The organism is Methylomonas sp. BW4-1 (assembly GCF_052474385.1).
In genome coordinates this window covers 1,503,236-1,517,894 of the sequence record NZ_CP184125.1, presented here as the reverse complement: position 1 = coordinate 1,517,894, position 14,659 = coordinate 1,503,236, and the positions used below count along the sequence as shown (strand labels likewise).

The 14,659-nt window shown below is 48.8% G+C and carries 15 protein-coding genes and 1 riboswitch; of the genes, 9 read left to right on the top strand and 6 right to left on the bottom strand.

What is annotated here, in order from left to right; genetic code table 11:
* The 3 genes from ACH5Y9_RS07025 to ACH5Y9_RS07015 form a co-directional block, all read right to left on the bottom strand.
* Complete coding sequence (locus tag ACH5Y9_RS07025) at window positions 1-648, bottom strand: CbtA family protein (protein ID WP_445366712.1); 648 nt, start codon at window positions 646-648, stop codon at window positions 1-3.
* 1 nt (window position 649) lies between these two features.
* Window positions 650-826, bottom strand: coding sequence for a CbtB domain-containing protein (locus ACH5Y9_RS07020; protein ID WP_081733726.1), 177 nt, complete (start codon window positions 824-826; stop codon window positions 650-652).
* Window positions 827-915: 89 nt separating this feature from the next.
* Window positions 916-1,045: riboswitch (cobalamin riboswitch) on the bottom strand.
* An 80-nt stretch (window positions 1,046-1,125) separates the two neighbouring features.
* The gene (locus ACH5Y9_RS07015) at window positions 1,126-2,088 is read right to left on the bottom strand and encodes a hypothetical protein (protein ID WP_445366713.1); all 963 of its coding nucleotides are present in this window, start codon (window positions 2,086-2,088) and stop codon (window positions 1,126-1,128) included.
* A 122-nt stretch (window positions 2,089-2,210) separates the two neighbouring features.
* On the opposite strand from ACH5Y9_RS07015, the gene ACH5Y9_RS07010 reads away from it, so the two are divergent.
* From ACH5Y9_RS07010 to ACH5Y9_RS06995, 4 genes are read left to right on the top strand one after another with little or no spacing between them, the layout of a single operon-like run.
* Entirely contained in the window at window positions 2,211-2,840 is a 630-nt protein-coding gene (locus ACH5Y9_RS07010) for a hypothetical protein (RefSeq protein ID WP_445369066.1), read from the top strand.
* A gap of 31 nt (window positions 2,841-2,871) precedes the next feature.
* Window positions 2,872-3,438, top strand: a complete 567-nt coding sequence (locus tag ACH5Y9_RS07005; protein WP_445369065.1) for a FlhC family transcriptional regulator — start codon at window positions 2,872-2,874, stop codon at window positions 3,436-3,438.
* A 32-nt stretch (window positions 3,439-3,470) separates the two neighbouring features.
* Window positions 3,471-4,064 (top strand): STAS-like domain-containing protein, encoded by a 594-nt coding sequence (locus tag ACH5Y9_RS07000; protein ID WP_445369064.1) that lies wholly within the window; start codon window positions 3,471-3,473, stop codon window positions 4,062-4,064.
* A 12-nt stretch (window positions 4,065-4,076) separates the two neighbouring features.
* A complete protein-coding gene (locus ACH5Y9_RS06995) occupies window positions 4,077-4,544 on the top strand; it encodes a FlhC family transcriptional regulator (protein WP_026600434.1) in 468 nt (155 codons plus the stop codon).
* A gap of 112 nt (window positions 4,545-4,656) precedes the next feature.
* On the opposite strand, the gene ACH5Y9_RS06990 is transcribed toward ACH5Y9_RS06995, so the two are convergent.
* Window positions 4,657-5,697, bottom strand: a complete 1,041-nt coding sequence (locus ACH5Y9_RS06990; protein ID WP_445369063.1) for an IS481 family transposase — start codon at window positions 5,695-5,697, stop codon at window positions 4,657-4,659.
* Between the two features lie 134 nt (window positions 5,698-5,831).
* On the opposite strand from ACH5Y9_RS06990, the gene ACH5Y9_RS06985 reads away from it, so the two are divergent.
* Window positions 5,832-6,092 carry a helix-turn-helix transcriptional regulator gene (locus ACH5Y9_RS06985; protein WP_203531396.1) on the top strand — a complete coding sequence of 87 codons (261 nt, stop codon included), beginning with the start codon at window positions 5,832-5,834 and terminating at the stop codon, window positions 6,090-6,092.
* Here the strand turns inward: ACH5Y9_RS06985 and ACH5Y9_RS06980 are convergent.
* Complete coding sequence (locus ACH5Y9_RS06980; protein WP_445369062.1) at window positions 6,052-7,059, bottom strand: tyrosine-type recombinase/integrase; 1,008 nt, start codon at window positions 7,057-7,059, stop codon at window positions 6,052-6,054. The genes ACH5Y9_RS06985 and ACH5Y9_RS06980 overlap by 41 nt on opposite strands.
* A 448-nt stretch (window positions 7,060-7,507) precedes the next feature.
* On the opposite strand from ACH5Y9_RS06980, the gene mutS reads away from it, so the two are divergent.
* From mutS to ACH5Y9_RS06960, 4 genes are all read left to right on the top strand, one after another.
* On the top strand, window positions 7,508-10,108 hold the full coding sequence (gene mutS / locus ACH5Y9_RS06975) for a DNA mismatch repair protein MutS (RefSeq protein ID WP_445369061.1): 2,601 nt from the start codon (window positions 7,508-7,510) through the stop codon (window positions 10,106-10,108).
* A gap of 139 nt (window positions 10,109-10,247) precedes the next feature.
* Window positions 10,248-12,509, top strand: a complete 2,262-nt coding sequence (locus tag ACH5Y9_RS06970) for a CHASE2 domain-containing protein (protein ID WP_445369060.1) — start codon at window positions 10,248-10,250, stop codon at window positions 12,507-12,509.
* A 280-nt stretch (window positions 12,510-12,789) separates the two neighbouring features.
* Window positions 12,790-13,236 carry a FecR family protein gene (locus tag ACH5Y9_RS06965; protein ID WP_225892855.1) on the top strand — a complete coding sequence of 149 codons (447 nt, stop codon included), beginning with the start codon at window positions 12,790-12,792 and terminating at the stop codon, window positions 13,234-13,236.
* Window positions 13,237-13,250: 14 nt separating this feature from the next.
* Window positions 13,251-13,841 carry an OmpA family protein gene (locus ACH5Y9_RS06960; RefSeq protein ID WP_051670395.1) on the top strand — a complete coding sequence of 197 codons (591 nt, stop codon included), beginning with the start codon at window positions 13,251-13,253 and terminating at the stop codon, window positions 13,839-13,841.
* A 55-nt stretch (window positions 13,842-13,896) separates the two neighbouring features.
* Here ACH5Y9_RS06960 and ACH5Y9_RS06955 read toward each other — a convergent pair whose 3' ends face one another.
* Window positions 13,897-14,607, bottom strand: coding sequence for a DsbC family protein (locus tag ACH5Y9_RS06955; protein WP_445369059.1), 711 nt, complete (start codon window positions 14,605-14,607; stop codon window positions 13,897-13,899).
* Window positions 14,608-14,659: the final 52 nt, after the last annotated feature.

Here is a 14,659-nt window from a genome sequence, read left to right as displayed (position 1 = left end):
CTAAAACGTTACTTTACGCAACAATCGGCCCGATATGGCGCCTAAGGTCAGCCAGAAAATAGCGTTGTTGATGGATGTTAACACCACAAAATGTTGTTGTAAGGCTTCGGGCGCTAAAGCCTGGGCAACCTCCGGATGCGGTGCGCCGATCAGATGCGGTAAGGCCAGTAAGCCAGCGCCGCCGATTTGCAGCCAGCGCTGTTTGGTCAAAAAAAGACCAAACAAGCCAATCGCGGTAGCGGCGGCCGTAAAAAGCCACCACGCTTGGCGACTGTGCAATTCGGCGCTGTCGGTGCCGGGCAACTCCGGCGGCAAGCCCAATGATGGCGCGACAAAAAATACCCAATAACCGGCCAAACCCCAGCCGAGTCCGCACAGGTAACCGCGTTGATCCCGCCAGTACAGGGCGGCACTGATCAACAAGGCAAAGCCGAAGCCGGTCAGGCCATTGAACAGCAAAGTAAAGCCATTGCGTTGCCAGCCGTCCGTCGGTTGCCAGTCATGCACATGCTCAGCCGATGGTGTTTCGAATTGTTCGGCGGCCAAAATCAAGGGCAAGGTTTGATAGTGTTGTAGCACGCTGAGTAACAAGCCGCCCAATAGTCCCGCCAGTAGCGAGATGGCGATCAGCCTACGAAAATCCGCCATGTTAATGGCAGGGAAACGCAGCGCTATGGCGTCCGTCGTGGGCGGCGTTATGCAGGTAGTTGTTGGCGTCCTGCAAGAAACCCAAACCTAAAACGACGGTCAGGCCCAAAACAATAGCACTCAGGCCGGGCAGGATTTTTGAGGAAGAAAGGGTGGTAGATACCGCGAGTGTTTTCATGGTTGTCTGTTCCGAATAAGGTGGACGGAATAACAGAGGGAAAGACAAACCAAAAAAAACCGATTTGACAGATCGCCCTCCGCAATACTGTGGTGTATCCGTTTTAGGCCTGTCTCCGGGCTCGTGACGAATCACCTACCGTTGCGGGGGCAGCGTCGGCATTTAACCGACTTCCAGTTTCACCCGTGAATGACGGGAACCTTAAAACCAGCGGCGATTGTATGCCGCAGCTAGTCGTAGGGCAAATGAAATGTATTGAAATAAGAATAAACTGTGCGGCAGCAGTTCCTCTCGACAAGTTATCGATCAACCAGTAATCGCCCGCAACGAGTGATTCTATCAAAACTAAACACATGCTCTCTCGGGCTTTCATAACAACGCCCCACCAATCTTCGTCTGTAATCCGGCTCGCCTTTTTCGAGATAAATAGTGGCGCCACAAATGGGACATGCCGCCGAATACCGAACTAACCGAATTACTCTTAAATCCCCGTCTCGTAGCAGTTCGAACTGGGCAGACTGTTCATGAAAATTTGTAAACAGTTCATGAGCTACGACGATTCGATCATCCAACAATAATATCCAAGGCTTGATGATCGTGACCCAGGAACCATAGGGAATCGCGAAAATACTGACCAGTAATGTCAAATCTTGCGTTGTCACGGATCTGGGTACGGATAACGATAGCCATCCAGCATAAGCAATTAACACCGAGAACCCAGCTATGATTGCTAGCCAACCCGCTATAACCCAGACATGCCATTGTCTTAATTCGATTTGTCCACGCCGAAATAACCGACTCGCGATCCAACTGGGTTTGACTTCACCTAGTTCAGTCATTTGATAGCTGGCTTGCAAATCGGCTGCATTGTTCCTGCCAAGGACGCCGTCAATCGTTTGGTCTTCTTCCGTTATTTCCGGTATCGGTTCTGCCTTGATATAGAACGTCGTGAGTTGTCCCGGACCGCCCTTTGTGCTTTTACGGTCAGGTTTTGGATAACAAGACAACCCACGTTTACGAGCAAACTCTAAGATTTGCGGCTCTCGGGTTTCGCAATATTTCTTCAACGAACCCGGCCAATCGATCCACTTTTTAGGATCGGAAATTCCTATAGATTCACCGACTGCGGCGACGATTTCATCAGCCGTGAACCGGCGCTTCGACTCTTCGAATTCTGACTTCTTCAACGATTCCTGGGCTAACGCGCGCAATATGCGGTGCCCTTTTTCATCGCTTGGCTCGCTATCCAACCAATCGATCAAGCATTGAATTACCTCGCGCATAAACCACCCCAAACCAGGTAACCAGCAGTAGTTGTCTGGTTAGCGAATAGCCGATTCATAACAATTTCCTCCATAACAAATTCAAGATAAGCAATATAAAAATGATTTTGGAATGCAATTATTCAGGTCAAACACCAATTAAGGCTCTACTTCTTGTAGGCAAAGTCCCTGGTAAGCAGAACGAGATTAGAAGAATTTCAGGATCATTCAATTCATTGGACCCTGCAATTAGCCTGGCGTTATCAAATTGGCCGTCCGTTATTTGCCGAAAAAAGCGTCGCCAGCGCAATAGGACAATTATTTTCAACAAAGCCAAATCATATCTATCGGGGGTTCCGGAGGTTTGTGACCCAAATCAGGTCACTTTGCGACCGGGACATTTGCGCGTTGCTCTCCTAGCATATCGACAACAGTCGTTAATCAACTCAGAGGCGTTTATGTCAACACTGGACGAAGATCTTGCCCGGTTAAATTTCGAATATCTCATGCTTGCTAGAGAGTGCGCGCGCAGTAATCCTGAAGAAGCGGCCTGGCGATTTGGATTAGATCGAGTTGGCATAGACCGTCTCGCCGGCATGACACAGGAGCAACTTCGTGAACACGCCGAAAGCAGTCGCGCTGTGATTCAGTTATTGCCTGTCTATACCCCAAGCAACTTGCCCCTGGTTGCCTATGTGGATCTCCTCCAACCTTGTATCACTAGAACTGCGGATGAAACCAATGCCGTTTAAAAGCAGGTCAAATATAGGCGCAGACTAGGTCTTGGCGGAAAGGCTAATTCAACTCGGCACCCGTCCGCCAATTGTCAGCCAACTCTGCCATCTAACCCGAAAGCAAAGCATCACATTTTTTAAAGCTATACAAGGAAAATCGCCCAAACAAGGCATGCTGCCACATGATCATCAATGGGCCATTCGCTCAGCATTCAACAATATTCATGCTTCTTTATTTTTAAGCATTATTGAAGACATTAGGAGCCGGCTTTCTACCCCAAGCCTAAGCGCGACCTTACTGGTTGCGACCTATGAGATATACACCAAGGTTGCTTCCAGAATTTTAGCCGATAGGCAATTTATCCAACCACGCTCCAGTCAACTTTATCCGTTAGACATCAACAGGGCTTGGTATTTGACCAGCCTGCTCTCTGCGGGTGATTTGGTATTCATGGTTTGCGGTCGTTGCCGCGCCCGCTACCTGGGCATGATTCACCCTGATGCCGCATTTAGCCAATGCCCTATCTGCGAGGTGTGGACTGATCGGTCGGGGCGGCGGCGTTGGGTTTCCGCAAAATCAAAAAGTCAATCTTTGAACAAACCAAGCACTCGTTAGAGGCAATCAATGAGCTACTAAGGAGAAGTCGCATGCATATCGTTGTCGTTACAGCCCCCCATTCCCAAATACCCCAGGCAATCCATGGCAAAAATTTCGCGCGACTGGCACGGGAGTGCTTTGCCAATCAGCAATCGCTGACGATTGATTTTAAGGACGTCAAAACCATCACGCAGAGTTTCTTTCAGGAATTGTTTTTGCCACTGGTTGCCGAATTCGGATCCGATTATCTGAAATCGAAACTGAAAATAGTCAATATGGCGGAGCACGTCGACAACATGATGCAGTCAGCATTCAAAAATCTTGAGGCCTACTTTGACAAACTGACGGCGATAGATCAACTGGGTTGCGATGAAGAGATCTATTCCATGAATCAGGCATGGCTCATCAAAGCCAGAGAAATCGCACGGGAGAACCCGGTGCTGACCGAATTAATCTTGGGGATTACCGATGAGGCCATGCGCTTGGCAGTTGGTCGTTTATCTTTAGAAGACATTGACTTAATTTCCCGCTCAAACTGGCTATGTTTTACCCCTCGATTTTCGAGTCAGTTTATTCAAAACATCAATAGAGAATCGCCTCCGATGCTGGAAGCCATGCTTGGATTAAGCGGCACTATTGATTAAGGGAGGCAGCTAATGCTCAAGAAATATCAACAACAAACCTTGGCGATAGAACTGCTCAATCTCCATGCGAAAGTCAAAATCGTGCATCAAGCAACGGGAGTACCAATAAAGTTACTGAGGCAGACATACCGTCAATTACATGGCCAATCGCCCAGTCGTGGATCGATCAAGTTTTCAACCCGAGGTTTGACCGGTAGTCGCCGTAAGTATAAAGATGTAACCATCTTCGCCGTGTGTTTTCAGGTTGCCACGGCCAAATCGAAAGAAGGCCAAATCCAGACGCTAATTACTGCCTTTAATGCGTATAAAAAATCATATCCCTTGGGACAACTCGAGTTTTCCGATGCTTGGGTGGTGGCACAGGACATCAAAGATAAACGAGTTCAACTTTCGAAGTGTCCACAATGTCAATCTTGGGTTTTGTTAAAAGCCCGTGAAGATCTCACTGATCGCTGCAGCATCTGCAAAATACATTTATGAGAAGGTTAACCAAAAATATTTGAATCCTGAGTAAGATAAAATGGCAACCAATCCGGTTGTATTAGCTCAGACCTGATCTGACAGTTACCGTTTTTGCGGGGTGTCTGTCAGATTAGATTTGGTTCAGATTTTTTTGAGCCCAAATCTGTTTTCCATCCAGCAAGGTATCCATCGGCGTTCTGCCGTTGCACATTCTGCCCTGATGAGTTCGGTCATTGTTGTAATAAACCAGCCATTCGTCCAGATCTTTTTGGAGTTGATCCAGGTCGCTATAGAGCTTTTTGCGGAACGTGACCTGATAGAACTCCTGCAAGATGGTCTTATGGAAGCGTTCGCAAATCCCATTGGTTTGCGGTGACATGGCCTTGGTTTTGGTATGGTCGATGTCGTTGATCGCCAGGTATAGCTGATAATCATGCTGTTCGACCTTGCCACAATATTCTGTGCCGCGATCCGTCAGAATGCGTAGAACGGGTAATGCGTTGGCTTCGTAGAACGGCAATACTTTGTCATTCAGGATATCCGCTGCGGTAATGGGCGTTTTGGTTGTATACAACTTGCAGTGTGCGACTTTGCTATAAGTGTCCACGTAAGTCTGCTGGTATATCCGCCCAACCCCTTTGAGGTTGCCGACGTAAAAAGTATCCTGCGAACCCAGGTAACCGGGATGGGCTGTTTCGATTTCGCCGCAGGCTTGATCATCCTGCTGCTTTTTCTCCAACGCCGCAATCTGCGCATCGCTCAGCATTAACCCTTCGGCGGCTACCTTGGCTTCCAGTGCTTTAAGCCTCTTTTTAAAGTTCTCCAGGTCATGCCGTAACCAGATGGAGCGAACGCCGCTGCCGGATACGAATACTCCTTGTTTACGCAGTTCATTACTGGTTCGATGCTGTCCATGCGCTGGCCACTCAACCGCATAGGCTTTCACTGCCAGCTCAATGCTTTCATCGACGCGATTCTTCAGATTCGGAGACCGGCGGTTTTTGTCGATTAAGGCATCAATGCCACCTTCGGCTACCAGCTCTTGATAACGATAAAACGTATCGCGCGAGACACCCATCACCTTGCAGGCTCTGGAGACGTTATTCAGTTCTTGGGCTAAATTTAACAGCCCCGCTTTGTGTTTAATGATCGGATTGTTTGTATGGATCATGAGAGTTACCTTTTGTGTTTTGTGTAAGGATTCGACACCCCTATCAAAACCGGTAACTCTCATCTTTTCAAGTCGATGTGTCAGATCAAGTCGTGACTAATACACATAAACGTCAGTCGGTATTGAGACCCATCATGATTGATCTTGAGGCGGTTTCAGAAGTCACAGGGCTTTCTGAATCTACCATCCAATCATTGATTCGTGCCGATGAGTTCCCTAAGCCTCGTAAAGCATCTGCACGCCGTTCCTGCTGGTTACTACGCGAAATTGAAGAATGGGCTGAGTCGCGTCCTGTTTCCGATTTATTACCCCCTCCTAATACGGCAATAGGCGGACGCAACGGCAAACCTAAATCTAGAAATTTGCCAATGACTCAAGATGCTCTGACAGATTAAAGAGCCATAGGCGTTTTTCATCGTCATATTGATGCCGATTATAAGTTCCTACCACACCGGGTAACATATGACCGAGAATCGTTTCACCTACGGAATCTGGACATCCTAATTTTGCAAGCAAGGTGCGTGAAGTCCGTCGCAAATCATGCGGTGCCCAATGAGTCACCGTTAATCGAGGCCTCACCTGCTCAGGGCGTATCTGACTATAGGGCTGTCTATAAAACACCTGTTCAGTGACGTATTTTTGTTCGATGTGCCCCACTTTATGACGGGATGGAAATAGAAAACCGTCTCCATACAATTTTTTCCGCCGTAACACCACTGCCAAACCCCTACCGAATAAGGGCACCCTTTGATCTGTAGCAGTTTCATGTCGAGCATTTTTCGTTCTAATTTTCGGTATCGTCCACCAAACTTGACCGCCCTCTTCACTAATTTCAGTTCCTGACATGCCGACAATTTCTGAGCCGCGAGTTCCGGTCCAGAGATATAACATTAGAACGTCAGTAATTATCGGTGCGAAATTTGGAAGCCAAGCTATCAATTCACCGATTTCGTCTTCAGTGAGTACGCGTTTGACCACGCCGATGTTCTTACCTTCTATGGTCTTTCCTTTTGATCCAATTTTTCCACGTAAAATTAAGCGCCACCAATTTACTGCAGCTTCAGGTAGTCTGCCGGCATCCATTGCATAATCCCATACTGCTCCTAACTCACATCGTAATTTTCCGGCCTGCACGGGCGATATTGCGGCGTACTTTTGAATCAAATCAAAAGCCATTGAGCGGGTAATTGCAGTGGATGGTAAATCCGCCATATCACCCAGCATTGTGTTAAACATCCTAGTAATTTCAGTAGAACCTTTTTTGGCTCTGTGGCGACAAACATGTCCAGCTAAATATTCATCACACAGCACTCTAACTGTATAAGCGTTTTCAGAATTTGCCGCCTCTTGTTTTAATATCAAAGCTTTTGCCTCTAATTTAGCTTGCTTTGCCTCTAATACAGGATCATTACCAGAATCACGCTAGTTTTTCAAAGCTTCCCAAGCGACAATAGCCACTGGAAATGACATAGATGGCCAATGACCAATTGACACCTGCCTAAGGCGTCCATCAACAGTGCTTCTATACCGATAAAACCAAGTTCTCACTTTTGCCATGGCAGACAAACGCAGTCCTGGGTAATCGTCAAAAGCCATATGCTGTCCTGGCTGCAAAGCTTTAGCGGTGCGGGCATCGAATTGCATTTTAGTGTAGGTTTTTTATGTTGATCGATGACGCGAGTATAACTCGAAAAAACCTATACTAAAACCTATACTAAACAGCAAAGTGCAGGGAAGTTTTGAAAAGTGTAGCTGGAGTGAACCCGGCTCACAACATAGAGCTATTATCTGTTATTTCATTAACTTACGAATGAATATCCAAACAAAACAAGACAGCAGGCAAGGCAACGAAACACAGCACACCCCGATGATGCAACAATATATGCGCATCAAATCCGGCCAGCCTGACACGCTGTTGTTTTACCGAATGGGAGATTTCTACGAGCTGTTTTTCGATGATGCGAAAAAGGCCGCGCAGTTATTGGATATTACGCTGACCGCTCGCGGCCAGTCCGGCGGGCAACCCATTCCTATGGCCGGCATTCCTTATCATGCGGCGGAAAACTACATCGCCCGCCTGCTGAAACAAGGCGAATCGATCGCCATATGCGAGCAAATTGGCGACCCGGCCAAATCCAAAGGGCCGGTGGAACGCAAGGTGGTGCGCATCGTCACGCCCGGCACTGTCACCGACGAAGCTTTATTGGAGGATCGCAAGGATAATCTGCTGGTGGCTTTAGCCGTATTCGACAAGTTGTTCGGACTGGCTTGCTTGGACTTAGGGAGTGGTAAATTCACGCTGCAGCAGGTAGACAACGAAACCCAGCTGCTGAGCGAGATCGAGCGTTTGAACCCCGCTGAATTGTTGTATAGCGAGGATATTAAACTGCCGTCGGCTATCAAGGAACGCCGGGGCTTATGCAAACGGCCGCCCTGGCATTTTGACTTGGATAGTTGTCGGCTATTGATTTTAAAACAGTTCAACAGCCACGATTTGAAAGGCTACGGCTGCGAACATTTACCGGCGGCCATTTGCGCGGCAGGTTGTTTGCTGCAATACATCCGCGACACCCAACAAAGCGCCCTGCCCCATATTCAAGGCATCCGCGTCGAGAACAGCGATGACAGCATTAGCCTGGACGCCGCCAGCCGCCGTAATCTGGAGCTGGACAGCCATCCCAGCGGTCAACTGCAATACACCTTGTTGGGGGTGTTGGACAAAACCGCCACCGCGATGGGCAGCCGTTGCCTACGGCGTTGGATACACCGACCGCTGCGCGATCATGCGATTGTCAATGGCCGTTATTCCTGCATCGCCAGTCTATTGCTGAATCATTTATACGAAGATCTACAAGGCTGCCTGCGTCAGGTGGGCGACATAGAACGGATTAGTTCACGTATCGCTCTGAAATCCGCGCGACCACGTGATTTGCTGGTACTGCGACAGACCTTGGCGGTTTTGCCGCAACTGCAAAGCCAGCTGGCAGATAGCGACAATCCGCATCTGGAAAGCCTGCGCACGCAATTGCGTGAGCAACCGGAATTACTGGCCCTGTTGCAACGCGCCATCATCGACAATCCGCCGGTGCTGATTCGCGACGGCGGCGTGATTGCCCCCGGTTATCATCCCGAGCTGGACGAGTTACGTAATCTCAGTCAGAACGCCGACCAGTTCCTGATCGATATGGAACTGCGCGAACGAGCGGCTACAGGTATCGCCACACTCAAGGTCAATTACAACCGAGTGCACGGTTATTACATCGAGATTTCCAATGCCCAGGCAGACAAGGTGCCGGTGCATTACACCCGCAAACAAACGCTGAAAGGTGCGGAGCGCTACATCACGCCGGAGCTTAAATCTTTTGAAGACAAGGTGCTAAGTGCCCGCGAAAAATCCCTGTCCTTCGAGAAAGCCTTATACGATCAGTTGCTGGAAACGCTAGGCAATGCGTTACTCGATCTGCAGCAGTGCGCCAATGCCTTGGCCGAACTGGATGTGCTGGTCAATTTTGCCGAACGTGCCGAAACCTTAAACTTGTCCCAACCGATATTGGACCAACAGCCGGGCATCGACATTATCGCCGGCCGGCATCTGGTGGTGGAAACGCTATCCAGTATTCCCTTCGTCGCCAACGATCTTAATTTCTCAACAGAGCGGCGGATGCTGGTGATCACCGGTCCGAACATGGGCGGTAAATCGACTTATATGCGCCAAGCGGCATTGATTGTGCTGATGGCTCACATCGGCTGTTATGTGCCGGCGCAAGCACTGCGCTGCGGACCGATAGACAAGATATTCACCCGCATCGGTGCTTCCGACGATTTGGCCAGCGGCCGCTCGACTTTTATGGTGGAAATGTCGGAAACCGCCAATATTCTGCATAACGCCACCAGCAACAGCTTGATATTGATGGATGAAATCGGCCGCGGTACCAGCACCTTCGACGGCTTATCGTTGGCTTGGGCTTGCGCCGATTATTTGGCTCGCCACACGCAGGCATTCACGCTATTCGCGACCCATTATTTCGAATTAACCACGTTGGCCGAAGAACAAGGCAATATCCATAACATCCATTTGGACGCGATGGAACACGGCGACAAGATCGTATTTTTACATGCCGTGAAAGACGGTCCGGCCAGTCAAAGCTACGGTTTACAAGTGGCGGCGCTGGCCGGCGTGCCGCAGATTGTGATTGCCAACGCCAAACACAAGTTGGCGCAACTGGAAAACACCGCCTATATCGAGCTGCAAAATCATAGCGAAATCAACCAATTTGATTTATTCACCAGTCAGGAATGCCATCCGGCGGTCGTGCTGCTGGAAGAACTCGATCCCGATCATTTAAGTCCTCGGCAAGCATTGGACGCCTTATATCGATTGAAAGCGCTGCTAAAAGCTAACAAGCGTTGATAGTGGCGGGTTTGCGGATTCAAGACAATTTGCGCCCTGCTGTCAGGCCGTTAACAGCGGAAAGCCTTGTTTTACATTAACTGTTTGCGGTTGCAACTAGTATACTTTTCCTAGTATTTCCACTTTCACAGTAAATTCCATGGCGACTTGCCGCTTCGAAAAATCATTGATCGTCTTGCTGCTGATACTGTTTACAGTCGGCTTAAGCTATACGGATGCACTGTGGCGCTTTGATCGGTGGATTTATGATGCCCAACTAAAGCTGTTGGCTACACCGGCTTCAAAAGATATTGTCATTATCGAAGTCGATCAAAAAAGCCTGCAAAAACTGGGGCGCTGGCCTTGGCCCAGAGATATTCACGCTCGCCTACTGGAGACGCTGACGCCGGCAAAACCCAAGGCAATTGGGCTGGATTTTATTTTTTCCGAAGCGGATCGGCAACATCCTGAGTTGGACGCGCACTTAAGCCGTGCTCTAGCCAATAATGGACAGGTCGTACTGCCGGTAATTATCGAACAAAACGATAACAAGATGGTGGAAACGCTGCCCTTGCCGGACTATGCCAAACATGCAGTCTTGGGGCACGCCAATGTCGATTTAGACAAAGACGGCATCAGTAGAAGCATTTTATTGCGATTGTCCTTGGGAGACTCGCAGTGGTCGGCGATGCCGCTGGCTATTTATGCGTTGAGTCATCCGGAGATACTTGCCGATTTACCGGGCTTACGGATCGAAACAACGCCAGAAAGCATACATGGCGATTATCGGGTGTGGTTGCCGTTCTTTGCGCCGGACAGTGATTTCATTAGGGTTTCTTATTTGGACGTATTATCAGGTAATGTGTCCGGACAATTATTCACCGATAAATACGTATTGGTCGGGCTCACCGCCAGCGGTATAGAACGTGACCTGCCGGCACCTCTGGCTATCGGTAGTCGGCCCATGAGCGGCGTGGATTTCGTCGCAGCCGGCTTGGATGGCCTGATTAAGCAAACGCTTTGGCAACCGCTGCCGGGCCATTGGCAATTTCTGTTAAGCCTGGTCATAGCCGGGATCGCCATCAAGATCAGCACCTGTTTTTCACTGCGCTGGCTGGCGCTGGCGGTTTCTATGCTGTCCATGGCAATTTTACTGTTTTGCTTAGTCTTACTGCATACCAGCCACTATTGGTTTGCACCGTCCGTGGCATTACTGGTGTTAATAATCAGCTATCCACTGCGCAGCTGGCGGCATTTTGAGAAACTGATCCAATCCTTATTCGCAGAACGAAAGCGCGCCTATATCACCTTAAACGCTATCGTCGATGGGGTAATCACCACCGATAACAAAGGCTCGATTGAATACATGAATGCCGCCGCTCTGGACATCATCGGCAGCAAACGTCCCAAGACTAGCAGTCAAAATATCGACGACATTTTTAATTTGGAAATAGACGGCAAACCGCATCGAATCGCAGAATTGATACAACAAAGCGTCATCAATCAAGGACCGTTGAAAATCAGCAATACCCGCTTATCCATTTCCGACCATTATGCGATGAACGCGAATCTGACCATCGCTCCTTTGATAGGCAGTCGGGGCGCACTGATGGGCACGGTGTTGACCATCAACGATATTGGCGAGCGGATGCTCATGGCGAAAATGCTGCTGAAAAAAGCCGAAGAACAAACGGTAATGCGAGAATTGATTAACCGGACCGAACAAGTCAGCTTGGCCAAAAGCCAATTTCTGTCGCAAATGAGCCACGAATTACGCACCCCGCTAAATGCCATTATCGGTTTTGCCCAGCTGATGCAAATGGACGACCAGGAACATCCTTTGGCTGAAACCCACTTGGATTCAGTGAATGAAATACTCAAGGCCGGTCTGCACTTGCTCGGGCTGATTAACGAGCTTTTGGATCTGGCTAAAATCGAGTCCGGCAAAATCAGCGTGAATATCGGCAGCATCAATTTGGCGGAGCTGATCAAGGATTGCCAAACCCTGATCACACCCTTGGCGCAAAATAAAGGTCTGGTGTTGATTGTCGATAATTGCTTACCCGAGAACATTGAATTGCAAGCAGACCCGAAACGCGCCAAACAAATTTTATTAAATTTTTTGTCCAACGCCGTGAAATACAATCGCCCCAGCGGTTCCATCAACTTGAGCAGCAGACGGGTGGACGATAACCGGGTGAGAATTTCTATCACCGATACCGGCAACGGTCTGGCGGAGCAACAACAACAATTGTTATTCCAATCGTTTCAGCGCCTGGGTGCGGATAATACCGAAATAGAAGGCACCGGTATTGGATTGGCAATTACCAAACAACTGGCGGAATTGATGAACGGTACCGTCGGGGTTAGCAGCACACCGGGTGTGGGCAGCACGTTCTGGGTGGAATTGCTGATCCGTTAAGCCGCTTAGGCTTTTTTCTAGTGCAAATAACCCTTCCATAAGCACTAGTTTCCGATAGTGAGCGCGCGCCCGAAAGCCAGACCACGAATCGAATCCCACATAGCCACCAGGCTCCCGCCTTCGCCGGTGAGACGAACTATAAAAGCGGCGTAGGAATAGCCCTAAAACAAATAAGCTCTTGAATCTGACAACAATTAAATGCTGTCTATACTTACACGCTGAATTTCGATACCGCCCGCGCGGCTATTGATGTCCCAAAACACCGTTTGTAGAGGCCATTATGAAACGTCTTTTCGCCTGTTGTAGCCTGGGGTTAGCCCTTTGCATGCCGAATGCGGCATCGGCCGATGAAACAGTCATCGGCTACATCAAAACCATCAACGATCAAACGACTATTGACGAGAGTAGCGGCCCGATCAAAGCCAGCCTTGGTTCGCCGATTCATGTGGGCAACGTTATCAAAACCGACCAAAACGGCGCAGCCGGGGTAACGCTGAAAGACAATACCATTTTGTCGATCGGCCCGAATACCGAATTCAAAATAGAAGCATATCAATTCGAACCACAACAGGACAAATTGCAATTAAACGCCAGCTTATTAAAAGGCACCCTGCACTATATTTCCGGCGTCATCGCCAAACTCAAACCGGAAGCGGTAACGGTAAAAACCCCCACCGGCGTGATTGCGGTAAGAGGCACACGTTTTTTAGTCAAAGTTGAAGATTAAACTGAGTATTTGCCATGACGACAATTTCCATACCCAAAACCTTAACATTCGCAGTCGCGCTGGCTTTAAGCGGTTGCGCCAAATCTTATTTGGTCTTACTGGAAGATCACGACGGCTCAACCGGAAAAGTGATTTTCAGCGGTGCCGGTAGCGAAACCGTAGTTGAACAAGCCGGTTTTGGTGCGGCTCTGGATAACTCTAAAACCGTATTCAAAGTAGAACAAGAGAAGATCAATAAGGACTTTGGCCGAGCCTTGGCGTCCGAGCCGGTATTACCGGAAACATTTTTATTGTATTTTGAAACCGGCGGCACCAAGCTGACCGCGGATTCTGCGGCCTTGATTCCGAAGATCATCGAAGCCGCCAGCAAACATCCGGCCGCCGATATTTCAGTGATAGGCCACACCGACACCGTGGGCGATGCCGGCAAAAACGAAAAGCTGGCTAATGAGCGCGCCGTTCAGGTCAGCAAGTTATTCGATGCCGGCAAAATGGATGTCAAAGAGGTCGCCGTGACATCGCACGGCGAAAAGAATTTGTTGATCAAGACCGGCGATGAAACGTCCGAACCGCGAAACCGTCGGGTAGAAGTGACGATCCGATAACTTTCTAACCCATATCAAACCGCCAACTCGAAAGCTGGCGGTTTTTTGTATTTGCTTATTCGCTGGCCAGCACTTTTGCCAACTGCGCGGCAGGCACATAGCCGGGCAGGATATTACCTTTTTGCGTGACTATCATCGGTGTGCCATTCATACCGAACGCTTCACCCAAGGCCATATGTTCATCCACTGGATTTTCACAGGTTTTCGCGTCCAGATGTTCACCCTTCTTCGCGGTGGTTAATGCTTTGTTTTTGTCGGCGGCACACCAGACTGACACTGCTTTTTTATAGGAATCCGACCCTTTGCCGGCTCTAGGGAAGAACATGTAGCGTATCGTAATGCCCTGCGCCATGTATTGATCGATTTCAGAGTGCAACTTACGGCAATAACCGCAATCGATGTCGGTAAAGATAGACACGACATGTTTGCTGTTTTCCGGTTTGAAAATAATCATTTTTTGTTCGCCGACTTTATCCAGCGAGGCTTTACGCACCTCAGCCAGCTTAGATTCGGTGATATTTTTCTTTGCTTCGGCGTCAAATAATTGCCCTTGCAGTAAATATTTACCGTCTTCGGATGAATAAAAGATATTGCCGCCCATAGACACTTCGTACAGACCTTTGACTTCCGATGGTTTCACCGAGTCAACCTGCCCGCCCGGCATAAAGTTACTCAAGGCTTTTTTTATCGCAGCTTCGTCGGCAAATAATGCTGGACTAGTCAAAGCCAGTAGCGTCAGAGCCAGCGTGTGTGTGATTTTTTTCATGTCATTACCAGGGAAGATTAGAAAGGAATGTGGTTGACCACAACGCGGCTGC